Source organism: Marinobacter koreensis, assembly GCF_023156285.1.
Lineage (GTDB): Bacteria > Pseudomonadota > Gammaproteobacteria > Pseudomonadales > Oleiphilaceae > Marinobacter > Marinobacter koreensis.
The window spans coordinates 397,077-420,620 of record NZ_JAKZAJ010000002.1 but is presented as its reverse complement, the minus strand read 5'-3'; the positions used below and the strand labels follow the sequence as shown (position 1 = coordinate 420,620).

Sequence of the window (23,544 nt, the reverse complement as noted above, 5' to 3'; positions counted from 1 at the left end):
TCAGGCAGAGCCTACCTTGCGAGCCAGCTCGACGGCGCGGTTGGCGTAACCCCATTCGTTGTCATACCAGGCGTAGATCTTGACCTGGGTGCCGTTGATGACGCGCGTGGAGAGGGCATCGACGATGGAGGATCGGGGATCGGTCCGGTAGTCGATCGATACCAGGGGGCGTTCTTCATAGCCAAGAATGCCCTTGAGCTCACCCTCGGCAGCCTCCTGCAGCAACCGATTCACCGTCTGGGCGTCGGTGGCCTTTTCGACCTCGAACACACAGTCGGTGAGTGAGGCATTGGTCAGCGGTACCCGCACCGCAAGGCCATCCAGCCGGTCCTTCAGCTCGGGGAAAATCTCGATAATGGCGGTGGCCGATCCGGTGCTGGTGGGAATCAGTGAGCTGCCACAGGCCCGGGCTCGCCGAAGGTCCTTGTGGGGTGCATCGAGGATGGTCTGGGTGTTGGTGAGGCTGTGAATCGTGGTGAGCGAACCGTGCCGGATACCCAGGTGTTGGTGAATCACCTTGACCACCGGAGCCAGGCAGTTGGTGGTACAGGAGGCGGCGGTCACGATCCGGTCAGTGGCAGGATCAAAAATGTGCTCGTTGACGCCCAGTACGATGTTTTTTACCCCGGCTTCCTTCACCGGTGCTGTGACCAGTACCCGCTTCACGCCCTGATCCAGATAGCCCTGGAGCAGATTCACCTTGCGCATGGCGCCACTGGCTTCGATGACCAGATCGCAGTCGGACCAGTCGGTTTCCCCGATGCTTCTGTTGTGGGTAACTCGGATGTGCCGGTTTCCGATCCGGATACCGGTGTCATCGAAGTCCGCGGTCTGGGCCCAGCGCCCGTGGACGCTGTCAAAGTTCAGCAGGTGAGCCAGTGTGGCAGCATCCGCGCCGGGGTCGTTAATGGCGACAAATTCCATCTCGGGCCAGTCCCAGGCCGCCCGAAGGGCCAGACGGCCGACGCGGCCGAAGCCGTTGATTCCAACCTTGATCTTGTTCATGGGGCGCTCCTTCCTCTCCGTGATGATTCAATCGTCAGACCCGAAACTTTCCGGGTCGTTATGCGCAAGGCTCCCTGACCGGGCGATCCTCCATTTTCGCCAATCGATGCAATTCAGGTCCGATACGGTCGCGACTGGCTTCTGCCGCCTCGTTCAGTATGCGTAATACCCAGTGTGGCAGATCGGGATGCAATCTGTAGTGAATCCATTGCCCCCGGCGTTCGCTTGACAGCAATCCGACTTCTCGCAGGGTCGCCAGGTGTCGGCTGATCTTGGGTTGGGATTCCCCCAGCGCGGCGGTCAGCTCGCAGACGCATAACTCCCTGTGATCCCGGATCAAGAGCGCCATAGTGAGGCGGCGGTCATCGCCCAGCGCCTTGAAGACAGAGACGGGGTCGTATGGCTGGGTTCGGGTGGTGGCCTGTTTCTGATGGACAAGAACAAACAGGCCAATCCGCTCCCGGAGTTCCCGGAACGTCTGTAAAAATCCCTCGTACTGGTTGTCGGGAACCGGATCGGCGCAGTCCCAGGCAATTTTCTGGGCGCCGGGAAAAGAGCGGTCACAGTCTCTGGCGGCCTGATCGCACAACGTGATGACGTAATCCCAATGCTCTGACGTGACCTGCGACACCGGTTTGCTGGCCAGTGCCTCAGTAGGGATGCCGGCCTCTGCCAGAACCTGAACGGCGAGCGGATGTGGCGATCCGGGACGGGTGCCGGCACTGGCCACATCGAAACTGTTGCCGGCTATGTCCCTGAGCAGGGCTTCTGCCATGAGGGACCGGGCGCTGTTGGCGGTGCAGACAAACAGGACGCGACGACGCATGATCGGTGACTCGCTGTATATATGACAAATCGAATATCTGTTGGCGGTATTCTATAGTGTGACCGTTCCGCTCGTAAACCGAAATGACAGAGTAAATAAAGAATTCGTGCCGGATTGACTCGGATCAGGTTTTAGCGGTTCTGTACTTTACTATATTCGATTTAGCGCATATAAGTGAGAGGGCTTGCTCATATTGCACCTTCAGGATCCGGTGTCTGTCATGTTTGAAATCTTTACTCTTCTGGCCAACTGGCTCAGTTACGACGTATTCGGGTTGAGTCCGGACACGAAGATCGGTGCCTCTGTGCACTTTTTCATCGAGGACACCACCAAGATCCTGTTCCTGCTCGTGGCCATGATCTACGTGATTGCCCTGATCCGCGCCTCCCTGAACCTGGAGCGTGTCCGAGCCTATATTCAACGGCGGAACCGGTTTGCCGGATATCTGTTTGGCTCTGGCTTCGGTGCGATTACCCCTTTCTGTTCCTGCTCATCGATACCTCTGTTCCTGGGATTCACCAGCGCCGGCATTCCGCTGGGGATCACCATGGCGTTTCTGTTTACCTCGCCCATCATCAACGAGGTGGCCGTGATCATGCTTTGGGGGCTCCTTGGCTGGAAGTTCACTCTGGCGTACGTGGTGGTAGGCATGGCCGTCGGGATGATCGGTGGCCTGTTACTGGACACACTCCGGGGAGAGCGCTGGCTGAAGGACTTCGCGGCCAGGGCATACCAGAAGGCGGCGGCTGAGGTGGAAGCAGGGGCTGGCACGATCGAGGTTCCCGAAGCGCCACGCCTCACCCTTGCCGAGCGGCATCAATTCGCCAAACAGGAACTCGCCGAGATCGTGGGCCGGATCTGGAAATGGGTGTTGATCGGTGTGGGTCTGGGTGCAGCGCTTCACGGATTCGTGCCGGATAACTGGTTTGCTGCCAACCTGGGGTCGGGGCAGTGGTGGAATGTGCCGGCTGCCGTGGTCGCCGGTTTGCCCCTGTATTCGAATGCCACGGGTGTCATACCGGTCATGGAAAGCCTGATTATGAAGGGATTGCCGGTGGGTACGACGCTTGCGTTCTGCATGAGTACCGTGGCCGCGAGCTTCCCGGAATTCGTCATGCTCAAGCAGGTCATGACCTTTCGCCTGCTTCTGCTGATCTTCGTCATCCTGTTGTCGAATTTCATGGTAGTGGGCTGGGTCATCAACCTGGTTGGCCCCTGGCTGATGGTGGGACATTAAATCTCGAGTAAAGGAGAGCGTCATGAAACTTGTCGAAGTGCTGGGTACCGGGTGTGCCAAGTGTGTCAAAACCGCCGAGAGCATTGAGCGGGTCGCCAGCGAACTGGGTGTGGATGTGAAAGTGGTGAAGGAAACGGATCCGGCCAGGATCATGGAATATCAGGTGATGTCGACCCCGGGTGTCGCCGTGGATGGCAAAGTCGTGCACTCCGGTTCGATTCCCCGCCGCGAGCAGATCGTATCCTGGCTCCAGGGCTGATTATTGAAGAAACAAAGGCCTGTGGGATGGGCTGCTATACTGGTTCGATATCAATGGCGAACCGGGAGGAGCCATGTCCGACGAGCAGCCTGTCATTGCCAAACCCAGCCCATACGCGATTGAGGTTGAGGGTGGCAGGAATTACTTCTGGTGCGCCTGCGGGCGCAGCAACACGCAACCCTTCTGTGATGGCTCCCACAAGGGAACCTCATTCAGTCCGGTCAAATACACCGCCGAAAAGACCGAATGGGTCTGGTTCTGCGGTTGTAAACAGACGGGGTCACCCCCGATGTGCAGTGGTCGCCACAAAACCCTTGATTAACCCCTCTCCGGAGTTCCGGGCGTTGCGCTTAGCCGGTAGCCGGTCAGCCCATGGAGAGGATCTGTGAGTGCCTTGATCCGGATCGTGGCCGGCAACCCCCGCTCGTCATGTCGATGGATCAGTATCAGGTCGATCCGTTCAGACTGTCGCTCCTGTCGTGAAGCCACGAGCGTTTTTTCAAAATTGTCCCGGAACTCCGGCCGGATCAGCTCCACAAACCGGCGCCCGGTCAGGTCGCTGGGCGCTTCCCGAAGCAGGTCAGCGCTTTGAGCGGAAACGAACCCGATGACGCCGTGTTCGTCCAGCTCGCAGACCATGGCACCGGAGAGCGACACCAGGTCCCGGCTGCGCTCCTCACTCTCGTTCAGTGCCTGCCTGAGAACATTTTTCTCGACCTGCAGTGTTGAAATACGCTGTTGAGCGGCAGCGGACAGGGACTGGAATTCACGAAGGCTGCGGGATTGGTGATGGAGTCGTCGACACAGAAGCAAGGAAAGGCCGGCGGCTGTGGCACTGATCATCAGGCCAACCAGCCAGATGGTCGCGCTGGCTTCACGTGCGGCCGCGCCGAGCAGCGGTTGGTTCGGCACGGTCGTCACCATCCAGTCTTGCCCCGCCGGCTGGATTTCAGTACGCAGGGTCCGGGTGGGATCCATTTGTCCGTTCACTCCGATCTGAAGCAACGGCACTTTGGTGTGTCTTTGCAGGGTGTCGATTCTGAGGCCCAGCCCGGCGGGCAGGCCACTATCGAACAGCGTCGGCAACCAGATCGAGGGCGGAGCCCCCTGTTCCAGGTAATCCGGGGCGATGGCGAGCAATCGATTGACCAGCGCCTGATGCTCGGCCTGGTAGCGGGCTTCTGCAAGCTGACGGGCCTGTTCCGCCTCGGTACGGGCGGCGACGCCAGTTACGATCAGGCCCCCTACGAGAATGACCAGAGGGATCCACAGCCCGGGCCACAAGCCGGCCCGCTTGCTCCTGTCTGAACGGCTTTCCATGCGTGTGCTCCCTGGAGGCAGATCCTCTCACCCTTCAGTTTCCTTACCTTAAACCAGCCGTTGATGGAGTGAAAGGCAATCAGGCGGCTTTTCGGGTGGTGCCATAGGTGAACAGGAACGCCAGAAATGCGGTGACGACTACCGACGGCCCCGCCGGCGTATCCATATACCAGGACAGGGTGAGGCCGCCGCCAACCGCCAGGCATCCGAACGCGATCGCCAGGAATACCATGTGCTCCGGCGTCCTCGCCAGGCGCCGCGCGGTTGCGGCGGGAATGATGAGAAGCGCAGTAATGAGCAGCACACCGACCATTTTCATGGCGACTGCGATCACCAGTGAAAACATCAGCATCAGTACCAGTCGCAGTTTCTCGACCGGCACGCCTTCCACTCGGGCCAGCTCCTCGTGGATGGTGCTCATCAGGAGGCCGTCCCAGAGTTTGATCAACAGCAGGATCACGATGCCGGCACCCAGGTAAATCCACAGCAGATCCTGGCGGCTCATGGCCAGCAGGTCGCCGAACAGCAATCCGGTCAGGTCCACTCTTACGTGGGGCATGAAACTCAGTACCACCAGACCGATCGCCAGAGCACTGTGGGCAAGTATGCCCAGCAGGGTATCGGTGGCCAGGGCCCGGGTGCGGCTCAGACTGACCAGGGCAAGGGCCAACACGACGCAGACGATCATGACTCCGAGATTCAGGGGCAGGCTGAACAGGAAGCTCAGGGCAATGCCGAGCAACGCCGAGTGGGCCAGGGTGTCGCCAAAGTAGGCCATCCGGCGCCAGACCACGAAACAGCCCAGGGGCCCGGCGACCAGTGCGATTCCCAACCCGCCCAGAAGCGCCCGCCAGAAAAAGTCATTCAGCACGGAATCAATGATGGTCATGGTTACAGTGAGCTCCGTGAGCAGCAGGCTCAGCGGCCCTTCGGGAAACAACGTCGCCGTGCAGGTCGTGGCTGTGATTATGGTGGTGGTGATAGACGGCCAGGGACTCTGCGACCGAATGGCCGAAGGTGTCGATAAATGCCGGATCGTGGGAAATATCGGCGGGAAAGCCGCTGCAGCAAACATGCTGGTTAAGGCAGATCACCTTGTCGGTGGCTGCCATGACCAGATGCAGGTCGTGGGAAATCATGATGACGCCGCAATTGAGTTCATCCCGCAACTGGCGAATCAGATTGTAGAGGGCCGCTTGCCCATTGATGTCCACACCCTGGGCGGGTTCGTCCAGAACCAGCAGGTCCGGTCGCCGGACGAGCGCTCTTGCCAGCAACAGTCGTTGTCGCTCACCGCCGGACAGGTGATGGATTTCAGAGGCCATCAGGTGGCCGATGCCGGTTCGTTCCAGTGCCCGCCGGCATTCCGCCTCCGGCTGTCCGCTCAGGGACATGAATCGACCGACGTGGAGTGGCAGTGTCGGCTCTATCTGCAGCTGCTGGGGAACGTATCCGATGACCAGGCCCGGGGCCCGTTCCACGGACCCCTCTGTGACCGGTTGCAGTCCGACCAGGGCCTTGATGAGGGTGGTCTTGCCCGCGCCGTTCGGGCCGATGATGGTGAAAATGTCGCCACGATGTACGCTCAGATTGACCTGTTGAACGGCCGGTCGACCATCAAAACGGACCGAAACCTTCTCGAGCCGGACCAGAGGATCAGTCATGAACGCCTCCCGATTGGCATCGGGGACAGAGACCGGCGATTTCCAGCGTTGTTTCCTCCGGCAGGAAGCCCTGCGCCTGCGCCGCTTCGGTAATGACTCCGGATACCTCCGGGGAGGCCAGTTCCAGAACCGTGCGGCATTGACGACAAATCAGGAACATCCCGCTGTGATGCTCGCCAGCGTGGGTGCAACCCACGAACGCATTAAGCGACGCGATGCGGTGGACCAGGCCCTGTTGCTGAAGAAAGTCGAGGGCGCGATAAACCGTAGGCGGGGCCGCATTCTGTCCGTCTTTGGCCAGCTCGGCGAGCACGTCATAGGCACCGAGGGGTTTGTGGGACTGCCAGATCAGTTCCAGTACCCGTTGCCGGATCGGAGTCAGGCGGGCGTTTTGCTGGCGGCAGACCGAGCGGGCATGCTCGAGTGCATGGGTAACACAGACCTCGTGATCATGCGGGCGATAGGCAAGGGCGCGGCTGGCCATGGCGGAACTCCGGGAAATTTTGAAACATTATAACATTTCCCGAAGGGGGAGCCATCACGGTGGTCTTTCTCAGCGATGAGACTCGTGGGCAAGGGATTCCAGGTATTCGAGATTCGGAATCCAGGCGGATTCTCCCTCCACCTCAACCTTCATCAGGTCGGCGGGACCGGTCTCGCCGTCAACCCGGTGGACTTCGGCCTCGGACAGTCGTGACTGGCTGGGAATACCCTGGGTGACCAGCGCCATGAATGGCGTCTCCTGATGGTGTTCGCCGATGGTGTTGAGCACGACGATCCGTCCGCGATTGTCTCCGGGGATGGTCAGGCTCTCACCGTTGGCAGCGTCGTAGGAGATCACCGGCAGTTCCAGGCCGCGCCAGTTAAGATAGCCCACCAGCCAGTCCGGAGTCCGGGAGCCGGCATCTTCGCTGGCGTAATCCACCACCTCCGCGATCGAAACGTTCGGGAGGAGCAGTTGCCGCCCGCTCACCGGAATCATGACGCAGGAGAGAATGTGGCTGTTATCGTTCATCGCTTCTGTCCTCAGGCGGAATCGCGTTTCTGCCGACCTTTGATCAGGCAGGATTCTTCAATGGTTTTGACCAGTTCTTTTGCCAACTCTTCGGGGGTTCCGCTAAAGCTGCTGCACCCGGTTGCGGCAACGGAATCGGGCATGGAGCTGTTGCCACAGCTGTTGCTTTCCTGAACCCAGATCCGGCTGCCAAAGGCTCTCAGCATCGGCGCGGCGATCGCGCCGTCATTGCCCATGCCGGAAAAAAGAATAGCATGGCAGCGCCCGCCGTAATGATCGGCCACATTGAGCAGAACCTGATCGATGGAGGGGCCATAGGGACCGGGCCAGGGACTGTTTATTTCGGTCAGGCATCCGGTGCTGTCGATTTTCCACTCGCGCTCGACGGGCATCATGACCACGTCGCCGTTCCTGACCCGATAGCCTTCTTCAGCGGACTTCAGCGTGTAATGCGCGTGTCGGCCGAGCACACGGGTGAGCACGTTGGCGAAATTGCCATCGATGTGCTGGGCGTAGACGAAGCCAACGGGCAGTCCCGGTGGAAGGTTGTCGAGAAAGGCTTTTACCGCTGCCGGACCGCCCAATGAGGCACCGAGGATCCAGATCTCCTCGGCAATGGAACCGGGTGCCGCCGGCGGGATCCATTGTGGCAGGGCCGGTGCGTCGGTTTTCGCCGGCGCCTGTTCCTCGAGTTGCTCGAGGCTGTCCTCGGAATCCAGTTCTTCCAGGTGTCCGAGTTGCTGTTCCAGCTTGCTCAGCAGGCGACGTTCCCAGCGAAAGTAATCGGTACTGCCAGGCCGGGGCGCCTGGTCGACACCGAACAGGACCGGTGCGTCGGTGTTCTCCAGCAGGTGGTCGAACAGGACCGGATGGTCCGCTTCGTCTTCCAGTGTTACCAGCCACAGGCTGGCTTCGGGGAATTCGGGGTAATCCTGCAGTCGCTCCGGATCGCCGGAAAAGCAGATCTCCAGACCAAACTTGGCCGTGGCCCCCTGCAACCGATGTCGCTGGAGGACCACGTCCGATACGATCCCGACCCTGGGCCGGCCAGACTGGCCGGTCATCACTCGGTCCCGGTCAGCCGTTTGATGGTGTCAAGCAACTCGGTTTCCTGGAACGGCTTGCCAAGGTACTCGTTGACACCAATGGCGAGGGCACGCTCCCGGTGCTTCTCCCCCGTCCGTGAGGTGATCATGCAAATCGGGGTTTCCCGCAGGTTGTCGTCGTGGCGAACAAAGCTGGCCACTTCGAAGCCGTCCATTCGCGGCATTTCGATATCCAGCAGGATAATGTCCGGCTTGTGGTCCTGAAGCTGGGCGACGGCATCCAGACCGTCCTTGGCGGTGATGACTTCCATGCCGTTCCGTTCCAGCAGGCGGGAGGTCACCTTGCGGACGGTGACCGAGTCGTCCACCACCATAACGGTGGTAACCTGCTGTTCGTAACGCGCAGCTTCGCGGGCCTTCTCCAGGCTCGCCAGGCGCTGGCGTTCGGACAGGATGTCGGAACGGATCATGGCCGGCAGGTCGAGGATCACCACCACGTTGCCGTCACCAAGAATGGTGGCACCGGAGACACCCCGGACGGAACTGAACTGGGGCCCGAGAGATTTGACCACGATTTCCCGGCTGCCCATCAGGCTGTCCACCTGCAGGGCCATGGGCTGCTCGGCGCCACGCACCAGAATCACCGGCAGCGGCAGGGCCTGACCCTGCAGCTTCGGTTGATGGTCACTGTTGAGCAGGCTGCCGAGATACTGGAGCCGGTATTCCTGGCCCGCGTATTCGTACATCGGCGCTTCCGGCTTGTAGTACTCCTCCAGCTCGTAGGTGCTGACCCGCACGATACCTTCGATGGTATTCAGCGGGATCGCGTAGAAGTCTTCGCCGGTGGACACCATCAGGGCCCGGTTTACCGATACCGTGAATGGCAGACGGACGGTGAAAGTCGTGCCCTGGCCCAGGACCGAATCGATGTCGAGGCTGCCGCCAAGCTGTTTGATTTCGCTGGCGACCACATCCATGCCCACACCGCGACCGGAGATCTGGGTGACCTTTTCGGCGGTCGAGAAGCCGGGCTGAAGGATGAACTGCAGGATTTCCCGTTCGCTGAGCTCTTCGTCCTCCCGCATCATGCCCTGGCGGATCGCCTTGTCCCGAATGACGGATGAGGGGATGCCCTTGCCGTCGTCGATCATGCGCAGGACCACGTCGCCGCCTTCACGGGTGAGCGACAGGATGACCTCGCCGGTTTCAGGCTTGCCGGCTTTCTTCCGGTCTTCCGGTGTCTCGATGCCATGGTCCAGTGCATTACGGAGCATGTGTTCCAGCGGAGCCACCATGCGCTCCAGGATGTTCCGGTCCATTTCGCCTTCGGCGTTACGGACGTCGAAATCCACCTTCTTGGCCAATTCACCACTGATCTGTCGCACGATCCGGCGAAGGCGAGGCACCATTGAGGCAAACGGAACCATCCGGGTCTTCATCAGACCTTCCTGAAGCTCCGTATTGATCCGCGACTGCTGCACCAGCAGGGTTTCGGTATCGCGCACGCGATCGGACATGGTTTCCCGGAGGTCCGCAAGGTCCGAGGAGGATTCGGTCAATGCCCGTGACAACTGCTGGATCGACGAGTAACGGTCCATTTCCAGCGGGTCAAAGTCGTCGCCGTAGTCCGGGCCGTGTTCCTGCTCGGCACGGAACAGAATCTGGGCCTCGGTTTCAATCTCCATACGCCGCAGCTGTTCCCGCAGACGTTCGATCGTCGCCGCCATTTCCTCCAGCGTGTGCCCGAAATCACTGGTCTGCTGTTCGAGACGGCCGCGGGTAATACTGGTTTCACCGGCCAGGTTGACCAGTTCGTCCAGCAACGGCGCCGATACGCGGATGGTTTCCTGAACCCGTTGCACTTCCGGCGCCTTCTTCCGGGGCTGCGCAGGCGATTTGGCCTCGGGCTTTTTCGGCGGCTCCGGGGTGGGGGCGGCTGGTTTTTCAGCGGCTGCTGGCGCCTTTGCTTCCGGCTCGGGCGGTGCCTTCGCCTCGGGCTCTTCGACTGGTACTTCCGGGCTGGGCGGAACTTCTGCAGCGCCTTCATAGCCCTGGCGAATGCGGTTCACCAGTTCGATGATCGCATCGTGGTCAGCGGTGATGGCCTGCCACTGGGACTCGTCCGGACTGTTGCCGCCGAGGTCGATCAACCGGGTCTCGAACGCGTGGGCCTTGTCGCCCAGCTCGGTCAGCTGGGCCAGACGGGCACCTCCCTTGAGGGTATGCAGGGCCCGTTGGGCTTCTTGATTGAAGTGGTGGTTGCCGGGCTCCTTGCGCCAGTCATCGAGCAGCTGCTCCAGCTGGTCCATGATCTCGCCGGCTTCCTCGAGGAAGATCTCCAGCACTTCAGGATCGACCGGTTCCGCCGTGGTCCCGGATTCGGTTTCGGCAGACTCTGCCTGCTCGGGGCCAGCGGATTCGCCCGCCAGGCGGAACGCGTCTGCCAGTTCTGATGCGGCCTCGGGCGTGTTGCCTTCTTCCAGTGCCTCGAGCATGGATTTGAGCTGGCCGTTGGCGCGTTCGCTCAGCGCCAGAAGCGCCTGCTGGTTGTTGGCACCGCCAATGAGCGGATCCAGGGCGTCGGACCAGACTTCCGCGAGATCCGCGATGGCATCGACGTCAGACAGGCGTGCGCCGCCCTTGAGGGTATGGAGCTCCTGCTGGAGTCGGGTAACGCCGGACAGTTCCTCGGGTTCGTCCTTCCATTGTGCCAGGCACTCGCTGATCGCCCCGTGTATTTCCAGTCCTTCGTCCAGGAAAATGCCGATCAGATCGTCGTCACTGGCGGTCTGCAGGGTTTCGTTCAGCGTGGGTTCGGTCGTCTCCGGAGCTTCAGCCGATGGCTGCGGGGCCTTGCCCCGGATGATGGCCTCTACCTGGGCAACCAGATCCGTTGCGGGCGGGCAGGGCTTCTGGGTCGCAACCTGCTCTACCATTTGCGCGAGACGGTCATGGCAGGCAAACAGCAGGTCGGTCATGTCTTCAGACGCCGCCAGCCGGCCGTCCGCCACTCTCTCGAAAAGGTCTTCGAGCACGTGGCTGAGGTCACCGATGGCCTCCACGCCTGCCATTCTGGCGCCACCCTTGAGGGTGTGGACATCACGCTGAAGCTCCCCGGCGACAGTGGTGTCCGACGGGTTCTCGCTCCAGGTGTGCAGGGCGCTGCCGGTGGAGTTGATCAGGTCATAGGCTTCTTCAAGGAAGATGCCGACCAGTTCCGGATCCAGATGGGACAGGTCCGGTGCCGACTCGGACGCCGGCTCCTCGGCGGCGACAACTTCTCCGCTGTCCTCGCTCTCGACCGGCGTTTCCTCCGGTACATCCGGCTCAGCTTCGGCCTCGCGAACGTCGGTAATCGCCCGGGCGCCCTGGGCGTTATCCATGTAGCTGCGGATTTCGCCAATCAGATCCGGCGCCGGTCTCGGAGGTTCGCTGGCCTCGAGGGCCTCGATCATACCAGCGAGGCGGTCGTGGCACCGGAACAGCAGATCAGACAGCTGATCATTCACCGAAAGTCGTTGTTCGGTCAGACCTTCAAAGAGATTTTCCAGTTCATGGGACAGGTCGCCAACGGCCGGTATGTCGGCGAGTCGGGCGCCGCCCTTCAGCGTATGAAGATCCCGCTGTAGCAGGCGCAGAATGTCCAGGTTGGCGGTATCCTCACTCCAGTTATGGAGCGCATCAGCGGTGCTGTCGACCAGTTCCCGGGCTTCTTCCAGGAAAATTTCCGCCAGTTCCTGGTCCAGCTCTTCATCGGATTCACTGGTTTCCGGCAGGGGTGGGGGTTCCGGCGTGTCCGATGTGGATTCCGGGGTTCCAGACGACTCGAGCTCGTCCATGTCGAAGCTCAGATCGATTTCTTCCAGATCGCCGGTAAACTCCTGATCGAACGCATCCGGTTCTTCCGGAACGGGTTCCGGTTCGTCATCAGCTGTCTCTGGGACCGGTTCTGCCAGTGCTTCCAGCTGGGCCAGCAGGTTGTCGTCGGATTCCGTGGCCAGGCCTGCAGCCACCTGGTCCATCATGTTGATCAGTTGCTCGTGGGCGTCCTCGACAATCGTAAAGAACGCCTCGTCCGGCGCCGTGGTCTGATCTGCCTTGGTGGCATAGACATCGCGTAATGCGCCGGCCAGTGCCGACACATCCGGAAGACCCGCATCGGCCGCACCCAGGGTCAGCTGGTCCAATTCGTCACGCAACTGACGCAGTGTCCCGGTTTCAGACGGATTCTCGGCCCAGCTTCCCAGGATGCGATCGGCATCCAGAACGATATCCAGGCCCTCGTTCAGGAAAAGCAGAACCAGTTGGGATTCTTCCTGCCTGGCCGGTTCTTCGGCATCTGGCTCTCTGGCCGCGTGCAACGTGGCTTCCGAAATCTGTTCCAGCCTGGAGAGGAATTCGTCGGTACCTTCGAGAGGGGCCTGGGGATTTTCACGAATCTGGGCCAGTCCCTGGGTCAGGAAGGTACAGGCCTGCTGAATCAGTTCGAGAACGTCTTGGTCGGCACGCTTGTTCTGGGCACGGGATTCCTTGACGAACCGTTCCAGGGGGGTGATCACACGGGCGATCGGTTCGATGCCGGCAGTATGCGCACTGCCTTTGAGAGTGTGCAGTGCCCGGGACAGGTCGTCGGTATAGGACACGGAGGACTTGTCGCCAGCTGCAGCCAGGTAATCCTTGAGTGTCGCCAGATGGGTTTCGGTTTCACTCTGGAAAATATCCAGCAGAACCGGGTCCACCTCCGAATCGTCCAGATCTTCAGGGCTTTCTTCGGTTGCTTCTTCGGTGCTCGCCTCGGACAGATTCTGTGGCGGCGCTTCCCCGGCAGGCATATCGCTGGCATCCGGAATTTCGCCGTTGGCCAGAGCTTTGGCCCTGGCTTCCAGGGCAGAGGTATCCACGGAGGGGGCGCGACGTTTTTCGAAATCCTCGACCAGTTCCGGCAGGGTGCCAGTGACATCCTCAAGTAATCGGGCGATGTCATCGTTCATGAAAATGCTGCCGTCGATGATCCGGTTCAGCATGTTCTCAACCGACCAGGCCAGTTCACCCACGACGGAAGCGCCTACCATGCGACCGCTGCCCTTGAGGGTGTGGAACGCGCGGCGGACTTCTGCCAGAGCACTTCGGTCGTCGTGCTGGCGCAGCAGCATGGGCAGGTATTCGCGAATGGTATCGAGTACCTCGCCGGCTTCCTCTATAAAGATTTCAAGGATTTCATCGTCGATCAGGTCGTCATCGTCTTCTGCTGCCTGATCCGCACCGGCCGGTGTGTCGGTTTCGGTCGCCGGGACTTCGGCCTCAGCAGCCTCTGACGATGCTTCCTCCGCCGGTCCGGACATTTCCGGGGACGGTTCGGTGTCTGCACGGCGAGTGTCCGCCATGGCTTCGGCCCGCTCGATCAAGGCCTGGACATCGCCGTCGGAATGCCCGTCCTGGAATTCGCGGATGAGCGCCGGAATCCGCGTGTTCACTTCGTCGATGAGGGTAAACAGGTCATCGGTGGGCTTGATGGTCTGGTCAATGACCCGGTTCAGCAGGTTCTCGATGGACCAGGCGAGTTCGCCAATGCTGGTAGCACCCACAAGCCGGCCACTGCCCTTGAGGGTATGGAACGCCCGGCGGACTTCCGTCAGTGCTTCGCGATCGTCGTGATCCTGGCGCAGACGGGGGTAATATTCGTGGATGGTTTCGAGTACTTCGCCGGCTTCCTCGACGAAAATGCCCAGGATCTCGTCGTCCAGCAGTTCGTCGTCCGAGCCCTTGCTGGAGCTTGCTTCGGGGGCGGGCTCCGGCGTGGTGTCTTCCAGCGTCGGCAGCTCCGGCTCTTCGGTGTCGGCCTGCCAGGTGGGCTCACTGCCAATGGGGAAGCCGAGCGAAGCGAGGCTGTCTTCGGCTACCCTGAGAACGCCATCATTCTCTCCGATCCCTTCGGCAAGTCGCTCAAGATAGTACTCGATGCTGGTTACCGCGTCGGCGAGGGTGTCGAGCTGCTTCCAGTCGGGTACCTGCTTTCCGCCCAGCAGAACGTCGGTGATGTAGCGCTCCGCCGACGCGAGCATGTCGGCAACGTGATCCAGAGGAATCAGGCTCAGGCCGCCACGGATGCTGTGCAGCAGGCCAGGAACATGCTCGATTTCACGGGTGTCCCACTGGGATGCAATGAAGTTCACGATGGCAGATTTGACCTGCTCGAGCGTATTCCGGGATTCCCGAAGCAGTGCGGAGCTGGCCTCCCCGAGTTCACGGGAACCAGGCTGGAGTCTGCCGGTGTCCTCTTCTCCCTGCTGATCCGTCTGCCGGTCGGTATCGAGACCGGCCAGACTGGCTTCGATGTACAGCAGTGCCCCGGCAATGTCCATCAATGTGCCATCGTCGACCAGATCGGCCTGGGCCGAGAGTTTCTCCACCAACTCGACCTGTTCGCTGACCACTCTCCGGGGAATGCCCAGTCCCAGGACGGCCAGGGTGTTGGCCACCTGGCGCAACCCGGGCAGGAGCTCCTCGAGCTCGGCATTCTGGCGCTGTTCTGATCGTACGAACAGGTCCAGCTGATCCTTCAGTTTGGCCAGCTCTTCATTCAGGGCGCTGACCACGGAATGGATCGCTTCCCGGCCGGGGCCGGACACTCGGGTGCGAGCGGCGTCGACATCGTCAACGGACGGAAGCGCGTCGTTCAGCTGGTAATCGTTCCGGATAGCGACAACTTGAGGGGAGTCGAGATCCCGGGCTCGGGCCACGTAATACAGCAGGTGTTTGAGCAGGGCCTCGGCCGCCGGCTCCTGCAGGATGGTGGCGTGTTCATCGATCAGTCGGCGAATTTCACTGTCCAGTTCGCGAAGCAGCGATTTGACGGCGGCATTGACCGGGTTCACCTGTGCCTGCAGGGTTTCAATAAAGGCTCCGGCCGCTTTCCACAGTTCGCCCTGAGGGGTTTTCTGGCATAAACGGATCAGGCGGGCGATCACCTTTTGCAGGTACTCGAACTGGGCGGTCAGGTCTTCTTCCCGCACCACTCCCACCAGCGCAAACTGGTACATCTGCCGGAGCTTGCGGACATGGCCCAGGACCTTTGGGTCCTGCAGTCTTTGAGCCGACTTGCTGGTGACCCGGATCTGTGCGCGGCTCAGGTCCGGTTTGAACAGGGAGGTGTCCGAAAGCAGGGATTCACCGCGTGCGGCGCGGAGGTCATTCAGCAAAGGAAGCAGTACCATCGGGAAATCATCCCGGCTGGTCGTCAGGTGCTCCAGGTACTGGGGCAGCTGCAGAATCGCCTGCATCAGAACGTCAACAGCTTCGTCGACATTAGTGACGGATTCGTTCAGGAGGGCCTGGGTAAGCTTTTCCATTTCCTCGGTGAGCAGGGCTGCACCGTACAACTCCACCATCTGAAGGGTGCCATGGACCTGGTGAAGATAATTCAGGCAGAAGCGCAGGCGCGCGGTGTCGTCACGGTTCTCGACATACGCTTCTAGGGCATGCTGGCCCTGGGTCAGCGTGTCCTGTATTTCGCCCCGAACCCAGTCCAGGGCGATGCTGTCATGGTGATTGCCCATAACCACTCCGGTTATTCTTCGTCGGTCTGGCGTTTGATCCACGCCAGAACATGTTCCGAGGGTACCCGCTGGAGGCCGGGCGGTTGCCAGTCGGTCAACTCACCCTGGCCCAGCACCAGTAATCCCCCGGGCGCCAGCCGCTCTGCCAGTCGTTTGACGATTTCCCGCCGGCGCCAGCGGCGGAAATAGATCAGCAGATTCTGGCAAAAGATAATATTCATTCCGTGCATCGGTGCGCCGGCCAGGTCCAGAACATTGAGCCTGGTAAAGCACACCCGATCCCGAAGGTTGTTCACAATCTCAACGGTGTTCCGCTCCGAGGGGCGAAAATACCGTTCTTTCAACTCCTCGTTCATACCCAGCAACTTGCGGGCGTTGAACTGTCCGCGTCGCGCCTTGTCGATCGCGGGTTTACTGATATCCGAGCCGGTGACTCCGAACAGGGGCGGCAGTTCAAGCTGACTCATGCAGTCGTTCAGGACCATGGCCAGCGTGTAGGGCTCCTCGCCGGTTGAGCAGCCTACGCTCCAGGCTTCCAGTGGCCGTCTCCTCAGCTGTTCCCTGGGCCGCGTTATGACATAGTCCGACACCAGTCGGAATGCGTCGGGATCTCGAAAAAACCGGGTTTCCTGAACGGTCAACCGATCAACCAGCGTCGACCATTCGACAACAGCATCCGGCCCGGAAACGATCTTTTCGTAATAGGCCTGGTAGCTGCTGCATCCGATTTCCCTCATCCGGATACCGAGATTGGTCTCCAGAAACGATCGGCGCTCCGAGGACAGCGTGATACCGGTGCGATGTTCCAGCAGGGTCTGCCACTGGGTGAACTGCGCCTCGTCCATATCGGGGAGTCGGCGCAGTGACCAGAGACCTTCGGCCGGTGACAGGCTGTTATGCGTATTCGCCATAAACCGTCAACTGCCCGGGGCCGCGAATCAGCCCACCACCGGAACGTCGCTGTCTTCTTCCTGTTCTTCGTCGACCACGTCCTCTTCCGGCAGGGTGAAGCCGGCAACGGAAGACCGGAGCTCGGAGGCCATTTCCGCCAGGTTACCGATAGACTTCGCGGTTGCGTTGGTACCGGACGAGGTCTGGGACGTGATTTCCTGGATGACGTTCATCGTATTGGAAATGTGGGCCGCGGAAGACGACTGTTGACGTGCGGCGTTGGAAATGTTCTGGATCAGTTCCGCCAGGGACATGGATACGTTCTCGATTTCCTCGAGCGCAATACCCGCGTCCTGGGCCAGACGGGCACCACGGACCACCTCGGCGGTGGTGTGTTCCATGGAGATAACCGCTTCGTTGGTATCGGACTGGATCGTCTTGACCAGCGCTTCAATCTGCTTGGTTGCTGCAGAGGAACGTTCCGCCAATCGCTGTACTTCGTCCGCAACCACCGCGAAGCCCCGGCCTGCATCACCGGCCATGGAGGCCTGGATCGCGGCGTTCAGGGACAGGATGTTGGTCTGGTCGGCGATGTCGTTGATCAGGGATACGATGTCACCGATTTCCTGGGAGGATTCACCCAGTCGCTTGATCCGCTTGGAGGTTTCCTGGATCTGCTCCCGGATGTTGTCCATGCCGCGGATGGTGTTCTGTACCACTTCCGCGCCTTTCTTCGCGATCGCAACCGACCGCTCCGCAACCGCGGAGGATTCAGCAGCGTTCGAGGATACCTGGTCGATGGACACGGCCATCTCGTTCACCGCCGCGGAGGCGCCGGCAATTTCCTGGGCCTGGTGCTCGGAAGCATCCGCCAGGTGCATGGCCGTGGCCTGGGTTTCCTGGGCCGCTGAGGCTACTCGCACGGCGGTACCACGAATCGCCTGTACCAGCCCGCGCATCTGGTCGATCGCGTAGTTGATGGAGTCGGCGATGGCACCGGTGAAGTCCTCGGTTACCGTGGCCTCGGTCGTCAGGTCACCGTCCGCGAGGTCGGCCAATTCGTCCAGCAGTCGCAGGATCGCGTTCTGATTCTGCTCGTTCTGTTCCTGGGTGGTTGCCAGGCGCGCCTGGGCTTCCCGATAGAGCGCGAGACCGATGAAGACGACAATCGCGACCATGGCGGCCAGAATGACAAAGGCCAGGGTCGGACTGATCAGGCGGGAGCCGGACTGGTTCCGGAACTGATCCGCCAGGGTGGAGAGTTCAGACAGAAGAAGCTCGGAGTTGTCGAAGATGCCGCTGGCGGCTGTACGCACCTTGAAGAGGTCGGGAGAAGCCTCAAGGATGGCGTCAACGTTCTGGGAAACGAACTGGAAGAGTTCCTGTACCGCCTCGAGACCGTAAATGGCGTCTTCGTCGGTTACCTTGGAGATACCCATGGCTTCATTGCCATTAAGCTGGCCGTCCAGTACCCGACCGAACAGGTTGGCGTCGCGACCGAAACGGTCGGCTGCGATAACCGCGTCTTCGTCACCGGAAAGAACGTTGTTGACCGAGCGAACGATCCGTTCGGCGAGCAGCGACTGGCGTTGTGCCAGGGCAACCTGTTCGGCCGGTGCGTTGTTGTCGAGCAGGATCTGTACGATATCGTCGTACTCGACCTGGAGCTGCGGAATGTTTTCGTTCAGCGTCTGGGCTACTTCATGCAGGCCGAGTACCGCTTCCTGGGTTGACAGCACCTTGTCCGCGTTTTCACGGACGGCGTCCCAGGTTTTCTGAACGCCGCTTTGCTGGGCCATGTCGCTGGCTGGCAGGCCGGTTTCCGGGTTGCCCTCGGTGACGTAGGTCCAGAGTTTCTGGAACTTGTCACGGGAGCTGCGCAGCTGGTCGAATGCTGATGCGGTACCACCCGCGGCCTCGGTCGCGTTTTTCGCGATGGCCTGGGAAAGTACCCGCAGTTCCGCGGTGTGGGCGATGTATCGCTGGTCGTTCTGGCTGTCGCGGTTGATGATGAACAGCACTACAACGAGCAGGACGGTAAGTGCGATCAGTGCGGCGATCAGGCCGGCAATCAGTTTGTTGCCCCCCTGTCCCATACCGAGTCTTCCGGCTCTGTTTTTCATTTTCTGGCTCCCGGCCTTTTCAAAAATTGGCAAGTTTGTTTTTGCGGGCTTCAGACGGTCAGGGTGATGTTCCTGCCAGTGTCACCACCCTTACCACTGTGCTACGTCCAGAAAGCGTTCGTCGGCCACAAGATCTGCTGCCGAAAACACTTTCCAGACTTCTTCATTGCGTTCGTAACCGCCGTTTACGAACGGACGAACGCTGTCCGGAACGCCCTCGGGGGCGTCCCGGAAACTATCGGATGCGAAGTACTGCATCCCCAATACACTGTCGACTACCAATCCGCTGAACACGTCGCCCTGCTCAACCACCAGCACCCGACGCTCCCGCTGGCTACGGGACGAGCGGGGGATGTCGAAAAAGCCGGCAAGGTCTACCAGAGGTAGCAGGCGACCGCGCACATTGGCGGCCCCCAGCAGAAACGGACGAACACCCGGAATGTGGGTGAAGCGGGGTACGTGCAGGATTTCGGTGACTTCACCCATGGGAGCCACGTAACGTTCACCCGACAGGACAAAGCCGATACCGTTCCACAGCGCAACGGCCTCCTGCTGTTCCGGCAGGCCGGCGGCCATGCGCCGGCTGCGCTGGGCGATATCCGTCAGAACGGCGAAAGGGGCGGCCTGGGCGGACATGCGTACTCCAAGGTTGGGGATCAGGCGATCAGGCTGTTGATGGTCTTGATCAGATCGTCTTCGTTAACCGGTTTGACCAGGTAACCCTTGGCGCCCTGACGGGTTCCCCATACGCGGTCGGTTTCCTGGTCCTTGGTGGTCACGATGACGACAGGGATCGAAGCGGTTTCCGGTGCCCGGGTCAGTTGGCGGGTCGCCTGAAAGCCGTTCAGGCCAGGCATGACCACGTCCATGAGTACCAGGTCCGGCGTTTCAGCGCGGGCCTTGGCGACACCATCTGCGCCGTTGTCGGCGGTCAGCACTTCGTGTTGGTGCTTTTCCAGAATGGTGGAAATCTTCTTAACCTCGGTAGGGGAATCATCAACAATCAGAATGCGGGCCATGTTTTCCTCGATGGTTCTTGGTCTCAGCAGGTTTACTGTTCCGCCTGGGGGACATACTGGCGGATAGTGTTGAGCAGCTCGTCCTTGCTGAAGGGTTTGGTCAGGTACTGGTCCGAGCCGACGATGCGGCCTTTCGCCTTGTCGAACAGACCGTCCTTGCTGGAGAGCATAATAACCGGCGTCTTTTTGAAAGAGGAATTGTTCTTGATAAGTGCGCAGGTCTGGTAGCCGTCCAGGCGGGGCATCATGATATCGACAAAAATGATGTCCGGCTGGGAATCGGCGATTTTGGCCAGAGCGTCAAAGCCGTCGGTGGCTGTGATGACTTCACAACCTACTTTCTTGAGGAGTGTTTCTGCGGTGCGACGGATGGTTTTACTGTCGTCGATCACCATGATCTTCAGATTCTCGAAGTTGTCATCCATTGTCCAACTGCCTTGCGCTCAGCGACTGTCTTGTTTTCGAACAGGGGTTTGTATCACAAACCTACAGGTTCTTCTATAAACCCCGATCAGTTATAGAATATCAATGGCGATATAAAAAGTATTTGTTTGTGACCAAATGTACTTGTGCCTGCGACGTCACGTATTTGCCTGAGGATATCTCCGGATGCATTCGTGGCTCGGGTACAATACCATCTGTCGTCTCAGCATAGCACTTTCCACCCGGTCCGCTCTGTTGACCGGTTCGTGTTTTCAACGTCCAGGAGCTGAACAGAACCTATGACAGTCCGAGTCGGGATCGTGATGGATCCCATAGAAGATATCCATTTCAAGAAAGACAGTTCACTGGCCATGCTGCTGGCGGCCCAGAAGCGCGGCTGGGAACTGGAGTACATGGAGCTGCCGGACATGTATCTGGATGGTGGCCGGGCCATGGCACACACCCGGGACCTGATGGTCCACATGGATCCGGAGAACTGGTTCAGTTTCGGGGGCAGCCAGGAGCGGGCGCTCGGCGATCTCGATGTGATCCTGATGCGCAAGGATCCGCCTGTCGACCGTGAGTTCCTGATGGCGACCTACATCCTGGAAGCCGCAGAGCAACAAGGCGCACTGGTTGTGAATCCGGCGGCAACGCTGCGGGACTGCAATGAAAAGCTCTTCGCGACCCAGTTCGAAGACCTGACGCCGCCGCTGCTGGTCAGCCGCTCCGCCCAGCGTTTCCGTGACTTTTACGCCGAGCATGGGGACATCATCATGAAGCCCGTGGACGGCATGGGCGGACATTCGATCTTCCGGGTCCGGGAAAACGACTTCAACCTCGGGGTGATCATCGAGACGCTCACCAACTATGGCACTCACCAGGCCATGGCCCAGAAGTACATTCCCGAAATCGTCGATGGCGACAAGCGCATCCTGCTGATCGAGGGTGAGCCGGTGCCCTATGCCCTTGCCCGTATTCCTTCCCAGGGAGAGAATCGCGGTAATCTGGCAGCCGGTGGTCGCGGTGAAGGTCGGGAGCTGACCGCCCGGGACCGTGAAATCTGTGCCCGCGTGGCGCCGGTGGTCAAGGCCAAGGGGCTTATGTTCGTTGGCCTCGACGTTATCGGTGACTATCTGACCGAAATCAACGTCACCAGCCCCACCTGTATCCGTGAACTGGATACGGCTTTCGGCATTGATATCGGGGGCCTTTTGATGGACGCAATTGAGAAGCGCCTCAAGCAGGCGTGACTGACGGAATGAGGCAAATGCAGGGCCAACGACAGGATCAGGAATGGCAGTTCAGGTAAGCGATTTTGACCGGTTTTCCTTTACCCTGTTCATGGCGTTGGCCGTGCACGCCGTTATTGTGCTGGGTATTACCTTTGCGCCGGAGCCGCCCAGCAAGTCGGCGCAGACCATGGAAATTACCCTGTCCCAGTTTGATGACGAGAAGGCGCCGGACAAGGCGGATTTCCTGGCCCAGACCAACCAGAAGGGCAGCGGGACGGAAGAAAAGCCCCAGGAAATGACCACGCCCCAACCGGCAGAGGTCAGTCAGCCGGAACCGGTCCAGGTCCAGCCCGAACCGCCGGCACAGACCGAACCGGTGAAGCGCCAGCAGCAGCCTGTGGTGCAGACCACGGGCAAGTCCGATCGCAAGGTGGCGCCCCCGGATCAGGAATCCAAGCCCGAGGATCTGCCGGTCAAGAAAAAGAAAAGCCTGATGGAGCGGAGCCTGGAGATCGCCTCCCTGGAGGCCAGGTTTGATGCGCAACAACGGGCTTATGCGCGGAAGCCGCGAGTCATGCGGGTGACGGCGGCATCAACGCTCAAATCCACCAATGCGTGGTACGTACAGAACTGGGTCAGCAAGGTGACCCGGGTCGGCAACATCAACTACCCCACGGAAGCCCGCCAGGCTGGCATTTACGGGACTCTGAGAATGCTGGTTTCTCTCAAGAAAGATGGCACAATCAAGGAAGTGGCCATTCTCCAGTCGTCCGGCAGTCGTGTGCTGGATGACGCTGCCATCCGGATCGTCCGCATGGCAGCGCCGTTCGCGCCGTTCCCCGAGGATATGGCCGACGACGTGGATGAGCTGGAAATCATTCGAACCTGGTCCTTCCAGAAACGGGGGCTGACATCCGGATGACGGCAACCAAGGAATCTCCCAACAGCCTGCGGCACCATTTTCTGGTGGCATCGCCATGGCTCGCCGACCCCCGCTTCCACGGCGGGGTTATCTACCTGTGTGAACACTCCGATGACGGGGCCCTTGGCCTGATGATCAACCAGCCCCTCGAGATCACTCTGGGAGAAATCCTGGAGCAGCTGGACATGGAAGGGAGTGAGCTCGATCTTCCGGTGTTCAATGGGGGGCCCGTGGAGCAGGAGAGAGGGTTCGTGCTCCACCCGCCAGGCACGGGCTGGCAGAACACCGCCAGTGTGACTGAGGATGTGTTCCTGACGACATCCCGCGACATTCTATCCGGTATCGGGCGTGGCACCGGGCCTGAGGAGTTCCTGGTCGTACTGGGCTATTCCGGCTGGGGTGAGGGGCAGCTCGAAGAGGAGCTGGGTAGCAATGCCTGGCTGACCTGCCCTGCAAATACCGATATTCTTTTTCGTACGCCGGCGGAGGAACGGTACCAGGCCGTCCTCAAGCTTCTTGGGATCGATCTAAACCAGCTCACGGAGTCCGTGGGACATGCCTGAGCGTGGGCGCCGCCGGGTTCTGGCCTTTGACTACGGTACCCGCCGGATTGGTGTGGCTGCGGGCCAGGAAATGCTGGGACGCGGCGAACCGGTGGCGATGATTCCCGCCCGGGATGGTATTCCTGACTGGACCGTGATCGAAAAGCTCCTGCAAGAATGGCAGCCCGACCTGGTTCTGGTGGGTTTGCCCCTGAACATGGACGATTCCGAGAACGAGATGTGTGCCCGGGCCCGCAAGTTCGGCAAACGGATTCACGGTCGCTTCCATTTCGAGGTCGAAATGGTGGATGAGCGCCTGACGAGTTTCGAGGCCAAGGGCGACGTTATGGCGGCCGGAGGCAGTCGGGACTTCGGCCGCCATGGTGTTGATGATCGCGCGGCGGTATTGATTCTGGAAACCTGGTTCCGGGAACAGGATAATGGCGCCGGTCAATTCTGAA

At 60.1% G+C, this 23,544-nt stretch carries 21 protein-coding genes; 7 read left to right on the top strand and 14 right to left on the bottom strand.

What is annotated here, in order from left to right; translation table 11 throughout:
* Together MLD04_RS06995 and MLD04_RS06990 are read right to left on the bottom strand one after the other, a co-directional pair.
* The gene (locus MLD04_RS06995; protein ID WP_248156147.1) at positions 1 to 1,005 is read right to left on the bottom strand and encodes an ArsJ-associated glyceraldehyde-3-phosphate dehydrogenase; all 1,005 of its coding nucleotides are present in this window, start codon (positions 1,003 to 1,005) and stop codon (positions 1 to 3) included.
* Positions 1,006 to 1,063: 58 nt separating this feature from the next.
* Positions 1,064 to 1,831, bottom strand: coding sequence for a metalloregulator ArsR/SmtB family transcription factor (locus MLD04_RS06990; RefSeq protein ID WP_248156145.1), 768 nt, complete (start codon positions 1,829 to 1,831; stop codon positions 1,064 to 1,066).
* A 220-nt stretch (positions 1,832 to 2,051) separates the two neighbouring features.
* On the opposite strand from MLD04_RS06990, the gene MLD04_RS06985 reads away from it, so the two are divergent.
* The 3 genes from MLD04_RS06985 to MLD04_RS06975 all read left to right on the top strand — a co-directional run bounded on the left by MLD04_RS06985 (position 2,052) and on the right by MLD04_RS06975 (position 3,649).
* Positions 2,052 to 3,068 carry a permease gene (locus tag MLD04_RS06985; RefSeq protein ID WP_248156138.1) on the top strand — a complete coding sequence of 339 codons (1,017 nt, stop codon included), beginning with the start codon at positions 2,052 to 2,054 and terminating at the stop codon, positions 3,066 to 3,068.
* A 22-nt stretch (positions 3,069 to 3,090) separates the two neighbouring features.
* Positions 3,091 to 3,327, top strand: coding sequence for a thioredoxin family protein (locus MLD04_RS06980; RefSeq protein ID WP_248156136.1), 237 nt, complete (start codon positions 3,091 to 3,093; stop codon positions 3,325 to 3,327).
* Positions 3,328 to 3,400: 73 nt separating this feature from the next.
* The gene (locus MLD04_RS06975) at positions 3,401 to 3,649 is read left to right on the top strand and encodes a CDGSH iron-sulfur domain-containing protein (protein ID WP_248156134.1); all 249 of its coding nucleotides are present in this window, start codon (positions 3,401 to 3,403) and stop codon (positions 3,647 to 3,649) included.
* Here MLD04_RS06975 and MLD04_RS06970 read toward each other — a convergent pair.
* From MLD04_RS06970 to pilG, 12 genes are all read right to left on the bottom strand, one after another.
* Positions 3,646 to 4,647, bottom strand: a complete 1,002-nt coding sequence (locus MLD04_RS06970; RefSeq protein WP_248156126.1) for a PAS domain-containing protein — start codon at positions 4,645 to 4,647, stop codon at positions 3,646 to 3,648. The two genes, MLD04_RS06975 and MLD04_RS06970, sit on opposite strands and share 4 nt — an antisense overlap.
* Positions 4,648 to 4,726: 79 nt before the next feature.
* Positions 4,727 to 5,536, bottom strand: a complete 810-nt coding sequence (gene znuB, locus MLD04_RS06965) for a zinc ABC transporter permease subunit ZnuB (RefSeq protein WP_248156124.1) — start codon at positions 5,534 to 5,536, stop codon at positions 4,727 to 4,729.
* The gene (gene znuC, locus MLD04_RS06960) at positions 5,523 to 6,311 is read right to left on the bottom strand and encodes a zinc ABC transporter ATP-binding protein ZnuC (RefSeq protein ID WP_248156122.1); all 789 of its coding nucleotides are present in this window, start codon (positions 6,309 to 6,311) and stop codon (positions 5,523 to 5,525) included. The genes znuB and znuC overlap by 14 nt, the downstream gene beginning before the upstream one ends.
* Positions 6,304 to 6,795, bottom strand: coding sequence for a Fur family transcriptional regulator (locus MLD04_RS06955; protein ID WP_248156121.1), 492 nt, complete (start codon positions 6,793 to 6,795; stop codon positions 6,304 to 6,306). The genes znuC and MLD04_RS06955 overlap by 8 nt, the downstream gene beginning before the upstream one ends.
* A gap of 69 nt (positions 6,796 to 6,864) precedes the next feature.
* Positions 6,865 to 7,326, bottom strand: coding sequence for a chemotaxis protein CheW (locus MLD04_RS06950; protein ID WP_248156119.1), 462 nt, complete (start codon positions 7,324 to 7,326; stop codon positions 6,865 to 6,867).
* A gap of 11 nt (positions 7,327 to 7,337) precedes the next feature.
* On the bottom strand, positions 7,338 to 8,390 hold the full coding sequence (locus tag MLD04_RS06945) for a chemotaxis protein CheB (protein WP_248156117.1): 1,053 nt from the start codon (positions 8,388 to 8,390) through the stop codon (positions 7,338 to 7,340).
* The gene (locus MLD04_RS06940; RefSeq protein WP_248156115.1) at positions 8,390 to 15,928 is read right to left on the bottom strand and encodes an Hpt domain-containing protein; all 7,539 of its coding nucleotides are present in this window, start codon (positions 15,926 to 15,928) and stop codon (positions 8,390 to 8,392) included. The genes MLD04_RS06945 and MLD04_RS06940 overlap by 1 nt, the downstream gene beginning before the upstream one ends.
* 11 nt (positions 15,929 to 15,939) lie before the next feature.
* Positions 15,940 to 16,839 carry a CheR family methyltransferase gene (locus tag MLD04_RS06935; protein ID WP_248156107.1) on the bottom strand — a complete coding sequence of 300 codons (900 nt, stop codon included), beginning with the start codon at positions 16,837 to 16,839 and terminating at the stop codon, positions 15,940 to 15,942.
* Positions 16,840 to 16,866: 27 nt separating this feature from the next.
* Positions 16,867 to 18,942: a methyl-accepting chemotaxis protein gene (locus MLD04_RS06930; RefSeq protein WP_248156105.1), complete on the bottom strand. Its 2,076-nt coding sequence runs from the start codon at positions 18,940 to 18,942 to the stop codon at positions 16,867 to 16,869.
* Positions 18,943 to 19,032: 90 nt separating this feature from the next.
* A complete protein-coding gene (locus tag MLD04_RS06925; protein ID WP_248156103.1) occupies positions 19,033 to 19,578 on the bottom strand; it encodes a chemotaxis protein CheW in 546 nt (181 codons plus the stop codon).
* 20 nt (positions 19,579 to 19,598) lie between these two features.
* Entirely contained in the window at positions 19,599 to 19,961 is a 363-nt protein-coding gene (pilH, locus tag MLD04_RS06920; RefSeq protein ID WP_008939836.1) for a twitching motility response regulator PilH, read from the bottom strand.
* Positions 19,962 to 19,993: 32 nt separating this feature from the next.
* Positions 19,994 to 20,386, bottom strand: coding sequence for a twitching motility response regulator PilG (gene pilG / locus MLD04_RS06915; RefSeq protein WP_008175635.1), 393 nt, complete (start codon positions 20,384 to 20,386; stop codon positions 19,994 to 19,996).
* A gap of 297 nt (positions 20,387 to 20,683) precedes the next feature.
* Here pilG and gshB point away from each other — a divergent pair, with 297 nt between their 5' ends.
* The 4 genes from gshB to ruvX are packed head-to-tail and all read left to right on the top strand — an operon-like array spanning position 20,684 to position 23,543.
* A complete protein-coding gene (gene gshB, locus MLD04_RS06910; protein ID WP_248156101.1) occupies positions 20,684 to 21,637 on the top strand; it encodes a glutathione synthase in 954 nt (317 codons plus the stop codon).
* 43 nt (positions 21,638 to 21,680) lie between these two features.
* Positions 21,681 to 22,541 (top strand): energy transducer TonB, encoded by an 861-nt coding sequence (locus MLD04_RS06905; RefSeq protein WP_248156099.1) that lies wholly within the window; start codon positions 21,681 to 21,683, stop codon positions 22,539 to 22,541.
* Positions 22,538 to 23,104, top strand: coding sequence for a YqgE/AlgH family protein (locus MLD04_RS06900; protein ID WP_248156097.1), 567 nt, complete (start codon positions 22,538 to 22,540; stop codon positions 23,102 to 23,104). Before MLD04_RS06905 ends, MLD04_RS06900 begins: the two co-directional genes overlap by 4 nt.
* Complete coding sequence (gene ruvX / locus MLD04_RS06895; protein ID WP_248156080.1) at positions 23,097 to 23,543, top strand: Holliday junction resolvase RuvX; 447 nt, start codon at positions 23,097 to 23,099, stop codon at positions 23,541 to 23,543. The genes MLD04_RS06900 and ruvX overlap by 8 nt, the downstream gene beginning before the upstream one ends.
* The last annotated feature ends 1 nt before the right edge of the window (position 23,544 follow it).